Source organism: Legionella septentrionalis, assembly GCF_003989745.1.
Lineage (GTDB): Bacteria > Pseudomonadota > Gammaproteobacteria > Legionellales > Legionellaceae > Legionella_A > Legionella_A septentrionalis.
The window spans coordinates 1-6,619 of the sequence record NZ_RZGS01000058.1 but is presented as its reverse complement, the minus strand read 5'-3'; the positions used below and the strand labels follow the sequence as shown (position 1 = coordinate 6,619).

The following is a 6,619-nucleotide window of genomic DNA, read 5'->3' as shown; positions in this document are numbered from 1 at the left end:
CCCGACTTACCTGGTAAGCAATCTTTAATCCTGTTCCATTCATCATCTGTAAGCATAAAACCACCATGTCATTTCTATCGCAGATTATACACAATCATCAATGTCGACAGAACCTAGTTTATATATCGATTGGGCAATGATATGATCGTTTTTTTTATGAGCAGTCATTATGGTTCTACATTATTTATTTATTATCGGCATCTGTGTAGAAGCCATTACTGGCGCGATTGCCGCCGGGCGTAAAAAAATGGATTTCTTTGGGGTAATGCTTATTGCTTCGGTTACCGCTTTGGGAGGGGGCACTGTACGCGATGTGTTATTTAATACGCCGCCCCTGACTTGGATTGCACACCCGCATTATCTGCTCTATACCTGCATCGCTGCTTTTTTGACTATTTTCGTGGCCCACTCACTGGTTCGCATCATGAAAGTTTTTTTAATTCTGGATGCATTAGGCTTGGCTGCTTTCGTCATCCTTGGTACACAAAAGATTCTTACCTTCGGGATGTCGCCCATTGTTGCTGTCATAGGCGGAATGATTACCGGGATTAGCGGCGGCATGCTGCGCGATATTTTGTGCAATGATATTCCTTTGGTATTACGCAAAGAATTATATGCAGTAATTGCATTGGCGGGCGCTTTATTGTTTATTATTTTGGATTACCTTAACATCCCTGAAAATATAAATATTGTTATTACCTTGTCTTGTATTTTTATTACCCGCGTTTTGGCAATTATTTTTCACATAGAAATCCCTAAATTTGATTTTGCAAACAGCTTGCGGAAACGCAGTTAAGCCGCTGTCCAATCGAGTCTTACGGTTACTATCGAAACGGCCGTTAGCCTGTAACCTTCTTGCAAAACCGACCATGGCGGAAATTTAAAAGTCTATACTTCGTAGCCGTTTAAGATTATATTTTTTAATGGGATTTAACTTATAAGGATATTTTATGACTGTAAAAACAACAAAAATTCCTGCTGGGCTACAGCGCAGCTGGGGTTGGTTATTGGGCTTGGGGATTTTGTTCGTCCTTCTGGGCGCAATCGGGCTAGGCATGGTGGTTGGGCTAACCCTGGCTAGTGTTTTAGTTTTAGGTGTTTTATTAATCATCGCTGGCGTTATGCAAATTATTGATGCCTTTAAATGCCGTGACTGGAATGGTGTTTTGTGGCATGCCTTGATTGGCGTTTTATACATCGTCGGGGGCGGCATCATTGTTTATGATCCGATTTTTGCATCGACAGTACTCACCGCATTGATCGCTGCTGTATTAATCGTCATAGGAACCATTCGGGTCATCATGGCACTTGCCTTACGCCATTCCCGCGGGTGGGGCTGGCTTTTATTAGCTGGTTTAATTGCGGTCCTGCTCGGCATCCTCATCCTCATGCAATGGCCGTGGAGTGGGTTTTGGGTAATCGGTTTATTTGTGGCAGTGGATTTGATGATAAGCGGCTGGACTTATATTTTCATGGCGCTTGCCTTGAAACGAGTTTAGGCAAAAAATCTTGATTAGCATGCCAGCAATGGCCAAGCATATAGCCATCCTGGGTAGCGATTCATGCCACCCAGGATGCAGAACTTACTGTTTAGAATGGTTTTCTTGGTAACGTGCAACACTCCCCAGTATTTCTTCATGCGCCGCCTTCGGGCCTTCCCAGCCATCAACCTTCACCCATTTCCCCTCTTCCAAATCTTTATAATGTTTGAAAAAATGCTCAATGGATAAAAGCAATGGTTGCGGCAAATCTTTATACGTTTCCACGTTTTCATACATTTTACTGAGTTTGCTGATAGGAACTGCAATTAATTTCGCATCAACCCCTGATTCATCCGTCATTTTAAGGACGCCTACGGCACGGCAACGGATCACGGCACCACTAATTAAAGGAACTGGCGTTACCACCAACACATCAACCGGGTCGCCGTCTTCGGATAATGTATTTGGGATATATCCGTAGTTTGCCGGATAATACATAGCCGTTGTCATAAAGCGGTCAACAAACAACGCACCTGTTTGTTTATCCACTTCATACTTAACGGGCTCCCCGTGCATTGGGATCTCAATGATGACGTTAATTTCATTGGGCACGTCACGGCCGCTTTTGATTTCCATTAAACCCATTATCATACCTGTAGGCTATTAAAAAGACGCAATATTATGCGCAATTTACTGATGAAAGGCAAAAACTGGGCGTTTTTCCGATTCTACGCTCGCCTCATCGTCCCCTTCTACCGTTTTTTTATCCACCGCAAATTTTTCAAATTGCCTCGTCAGTTTCTGCGGACTTTCTTCCAGAAAAAAATTCACTCTTTTTTTAAATTTTGCAGCGGGTGGGGACATTAGTATTGGGACAGGTTTTCTTTCTGTACCCATTAAATCATCCTGATTTTCTTCTAGCGCAGCCAAAGGCTTCAGGGGCGAAACCAACGTTATTTCTGCACCTTGCGTTTTTACGTTTTTGTTAATCGAGATAGAAATATTTGCACCTGCTACCTCTTTAACCTTGATTGGTTTTGAAAAATCTTCCAATATTTCGCCATCAATAAAATAAGCGAGAAAAATAGGTAAACCTTTCCCGGCGCCGCCGAAAAAATAATTTTCCTGTTTTTCACTGGGTTTAGCCTGGAATTTATATGACTTCTCATGCAGATAATTTTGAAAATTCCTCATATACTCTTCAGGAAAACCGCAACCATTATCAATCATAGAGATAACCAAATCATCCCTGCACTCTTCGCAATCTCCACCCACCTTGCTCTTAACCAGCTTGCAAGCAATTAACACCTCTAAAGTCGTGGTTTTTCCATCGCTTAAATATTTCTTAATAAGAGCATCAACCCAATTTTTAAGCAATTCTGGAAAACTACCATTCAGGCTTTCAAGCGCGTGGGGAGTGCCATTTTCTTCATTGGACCTTAAATAACTGGAAAGCAGATTGTGTTCCACAATACTTTTATCGCATTGCTCGGCGATAAGTTCTTTGATGGCAATCCAGATGACATCAGCGGAAAGATCGAGAATGGCATCTTCCAATTTTTTCCGCTCTTCGGCAAACTCATTTAAGCTGTCCGCCTCGAGTGAAACCAGAGTATCCAACGGGATGAGGGGTGAAGAAATAGGTATGTTTTTTAAGTACTTGGTTAAATCCAATTTCATCCTAACACTTAAATTTCCTTCCTTGTGCAAGTTTACTTTATACATAGGCACCTCCTCATGGATGGTTTATCATTATGTAAACGGATTTTAAAAATCGTCAACTAATCCTGCCTATAAAATTCAAAACCGGTTGCATACATCATTAGCTCAGACCTTTACAGCATATTTTTTGAAAAATTAAACAAGCAGCGGTATCTCTGACTAAAAAGAAGTTTTTTGTTATAATCAATGCATTGTTAACAATAATCAGGACGATTATGAGCTGTTTATTTTGTAAAATTACCAGGGGGGAAATTCCTGCAAATATTGTCTTTGAGGATACGGAAATCATGGCGTTCCGTGACATAAACCCGCAAGCGCCTACGCATATATTGGTTATACCCAAACAGCACATTGCCACGATTAACGATGCGGATACAAAAGATGAGCAGTTATTAGGAAGAATGCTGTTAGCAGCCCGTAAAATTGCACAAATAGAAGGATTGGCTAAAGGTTACCGGCTTGTTTTCAATGTAAATTCGGATGGCGGACAAGAAGTTTACCATATTCATTTACACGTTTTAGGTGGCCGCCAGATGACATGGCCACCCGGCTAGTCAAAACCAGCGAGCAGGCTAAAACAAATCATCCAAGAAAAAGTTTCGGTAAAAGGGTTAAATGGCGAAAAATAATTGATAGTTTTCGCCTAATTGCCCTGCAATAAATATTTCAAATCGAGTTTTGGCTCGATATCAGGTATGTATAGGAAGCCTTGGGGTCTCAGTGCATCCGACCCCAAAAATAATTATTAAGTGATAACCCAGGTATCATCAAAGTAAAATATTCTGCTTAATAATACACTTGCTCCGTTTTCCAAATCGACTCTAATCCCGGATGGTAAAACAATAGGCGTATAAATTTGTCCTTGAAAATCAAGCTTATCCCCATCCACATTAAAATCAGCAATTGTATTAAGCCCAGCTGTTAAGGTAGTTGGAAAAATAAAGACATTTTTCCCTCCGCCACCATAGATAGTATTGTCAAAAGAACGGGTAATTTTTAAGGTATTCCCCAATCTTCCCCCCCAGATAGGCATTCCTGAGCGTTGAATTCGGGAAGTAATGGTTATCCCTTTCGCATTCCACTTCGTTTGGTGATAAGTATTATTTTCATTATCGCGTAAGAGATTGTATTCAAATGCATTATCAGGACCAGTCGCCGGTCTTAAAATAAAATCTTTTTTAAGATAACGCGATACCTTGCGAAAACCAGGAGGCAGGATGGCCGCATCAAAAGCAGCTTTAACATCAGTCGGATTATCCTGGGCTGATGCATGCATGATGTATTCATTTCCCCATGGGTCGATCAGATAAAATCGAAGAATAGGCACAGCCCCTGGTGTTCCAGGAGGTACGCCATTTTCATTCGCATAAAACTTCATTTCTTGTGCTTTGTAATTAGCAGTGACTTTAACCACACCGGCAGGTGGGGTCGCGGTAAAGTTTCCAGCTTCAAAAGGGCCAAGGTTAGACGGAGGATCTGGATATTGCGCGGCATCGTAAGGCCACATGGCATTTATCGCATTAGACATCGCACCTCAAGTGTAGCCTGAAGGGGTTCCTGCTGTGGTAATGTAAGTGGTGGAGCCCACGGGTTGCCCAGGTGAGGCCAGGAAAATTTGTTCATTAAACTGTAAATAGCGTGTTGTATTTTTGGTGTAGCCGTCTGGAGGAATAAATGCATTCCACTCTGCATCTGTAAATACTGGATTAGTACCGGCATCTTTATACGTTTGTACAAAAGAGCGTGGATTAGTTGCGGCATTTGCTATGTAAACGATTTCATACGCCACAGATAAAGGAATCCAAGGGTCCACTAATTTCACATTCAGTTGGGGAGATGCTCCAGCACAACTCAACCCACCTGGAAAACAAACAAAAATCAGATGATTGGGATTGGTATCATTTCCATCTATCGCACCCAGAATATTAAGTTGTAAGGTACAGCTATCCCCACGAGCACCTCGAGGAGCAAGATGAAACTGGGCTCCGCACGTGTCTGGATAAGTTCCATTGCTGCGCACTTGTACAGCATTTTTAGGTAAACTACGCACAAAATTCCCACTGCGGGGAGAAGCTGTATTATTGGTAACGGTATAATATGCGGTTGATGGAATTACACCGTTATAGGTAGTCGGTAACGTGGTGCCGGCTTTACTTGCCCTTATAATATGGTGATTTTTCATATTCACCTGAGTCATGATAAATTTTAACTGCCTGCGTCCCTAATCCCAAATTAGCGGGTTTAGCAAAAGCAAATTGAGCAAACGCAAGAGCACATACCAGACCAAAAGTTAAATTTAGGTGGTGGATTAATAATCAAGTCTTAAAAATAACTCAAATTGAATCAGTAATGGGTATTCTTTGCTGTACCCAATTTTCGAAGGAATTGCAGTTCTTGCATAAGCCAACACTTCTTTTTTCTGTGAATATTTTTTTTCGAAATGATTGATACTTTTCCCCATTCCATACGTTAAGAAAACCACTCTCGGTAATATTTCCTAAAGGTACTTTCGCATAGGCATCATAGCAACAAGGTACGACCTCTCCATCCCAAAAAACACAAGAGCTGGAATACATCATGAAACAAGATTGATCAATGCTTCTTTTGTAATCAGCAATACCATTGCAAGACGTGTAAATCGCATATTCATCATTACTAGGCTTATATTTATCCAATAATGCTTTTAATAGAGCTTGGTCGTACTGCCTAAAAATAAAATAACGTAATGTGACTTCATTCGCTCCAACTCTTTTTGCTAATTGCACAATATCATCCACTTCGTGCTCATTGGTTTTCATTAAAATAAATTGCAATTCAATGAAAGGGGTTTTAGAGCCCAATCTTTTTTTAGCCTCACTTAACTTTTGAACGCCGTCACGAACGGTTTCAAACATATTCTTGCCTCTAAATTCCTTATAGGAATGATTGGTAACACCATCCAGTGATATGGTTATTCGGTCGAGGCCGGTTTTAACAATTTTTTCGCAATTAGCCACGTTATTTAATGTGGTTCCATTTATATCCATTTGAATATAAATATTTTTTTCTTGGCATAAGTCAGCATTTCAGCATAATGGGGATTTAATGTGGGTTCCCCATAATTCCAGAAAAATAGCTGCACAAGATAATTACCCACTTCATCCATTAGATTTTTAAATAAATCCAATGACATATGACCTTTTTTTCTGGTGAGGGTATTATTACCAGTTGGGCAAGAAGGACAGGTTAAATTACAAATGTTAGTAGGTTCTACAAATAAAGATAAGGGCTTATTCGATAGAGAAACTTTATTTTTACTAGGCAACGTCCCTAAAGTTTTTTAGACAAGATTTCATCTTAAATTGAGCACAAATTTTTCTATTTCACTTCGATCTACCCCCTCTCCCGCGATAGGAGCTTTGATAGTATGATGATGC

At 40.5% G+C, this 6,619-nt stretch carries 8 protein-coding genes and 1 pseudogene; 3 read left to right on the top strand and 6 right to left on the bottom strand.

Annotated elements, in window-relative coordinates:
• Positions 1-169 precede the first annotated feature (169 nt).
• Together ELY11_RS11885 and ELY11_RS11880 are read left to right on the top strand one after the other, a co-directional pair.
• Positions 170-796, top strand: coding sequence for a trimeric intracellular cation channel family protein (locus ELY11_RS11885; RefSeq protein WP_126953368.1), 627 nt, complete (start codon positions 170-172; stop codon positions 794-796).
• A 154-nt stretch (positions 797-950) separates the two neighbouring features.
• Entirely contained in the window at positions 951-1,499 is a 549-nt protein-coding gene (locus ELY11_RS11880) for an HdeD family acid-resistance protein (protein ID WP_126953369.1), read from the top strand.
• Between the two features lie 84 nt (positions 1,500-1,583).
• On the opposite strand, the gene ppa is transcribed toward ELY11_RS11880, so the two are convergent.
• Together ppa and ELY11_RS11870 are read right to left on the bottom strand one after the other, a co-directional pair.
• Positions 1,584-2,126, bottom strand: a complete 543-nt coding sequence (gene ppa / locus ELY11_RS11875) for an inorganic diphosphatase (protein WP_127033768.1) — start codon at positions 2,124-2,126, stop codon at positions 1,584-1,586.
• Between the two features lie 45 nt (positions 2,127-2,171).
• On the bottom strand, positions 2,172-3,206 hold the full coding sequence (locus tag ELY11_RS11870) for an ATP-binding protein (protein ID WP_127033766.1): 1,035 nt from the start codon (positions 3,204-3,206) through the stop codon (positions 2,172-2,174).
• 212 nt (positions 3,207-3,418) lie between these two features.
• On the opposite strand from ELY11_RS11870, the gene ELY11_RS11865 reads away from it, so the two are divergent.
• Positions 3,419-3,757 (top strand): histidine triad nucleotide-binding protein, encoded by a 339-nt coding sequence (locus ELY11_RS11865; protein WP_126953372.1) that lies wholly within the window; start codon positions 3,419-3,421, stop codon positions 3,755-3,757.
• Positions 3,758-3,948: 191 nt separating this feature from the next.
• Here ELY11_RS11865 and ELY11_RS11860 read toward each other — a convergent pair whose 3' ends face one another.
• From ELY11_RS11860 to ELY11_RS12745, 4 genes and pseudogenes are all read right to left on the bottom strand, one after another.
• Entirely contained in the window at positions 3,949-4,731 is a 783-nt protein-coding gene (locus ELY11_RS11860; protein WP_126953373.1) for a calcium-binding protein, read from the bottom strand.
• A 6-nt stretch (positions 4,732-4,737) separates the two neighbouring features.
• Positions 4,738-5,385: a hypothetical protein gene (locus ELY11_RS11855; protein ID WP_126953374.1), complete on the bottom strand. Its 648-nt coding sequence runs from the start codon at positions 5,383-5,385 to the stop codon at positions 4,738-4,740.
• 151 nt (positions 5,386-5,536) lie between these two features.
• Positions 5,537-5,779 (bottom strand): SPASM domain-containing protein, encoded by a 243-nt coding sequence (locus tag ELY11_RS12750; RefSeq protein ID WP_325049676.1) that lies wholly within the window; start codon positions 5,777-5,779, stop codon positions 5,537-5,539.
• A gap of 243 nt (positions 5,780-6,022) precedes the next feature.
• Positions 6,023-6,507, bottom strand: a pseudogene (locus ELY11_RS12745) (radical SAM protein); the annotation flags it as partial.
• Positions 6,508-6,619 lie beyond the last annotated feature (112 nt).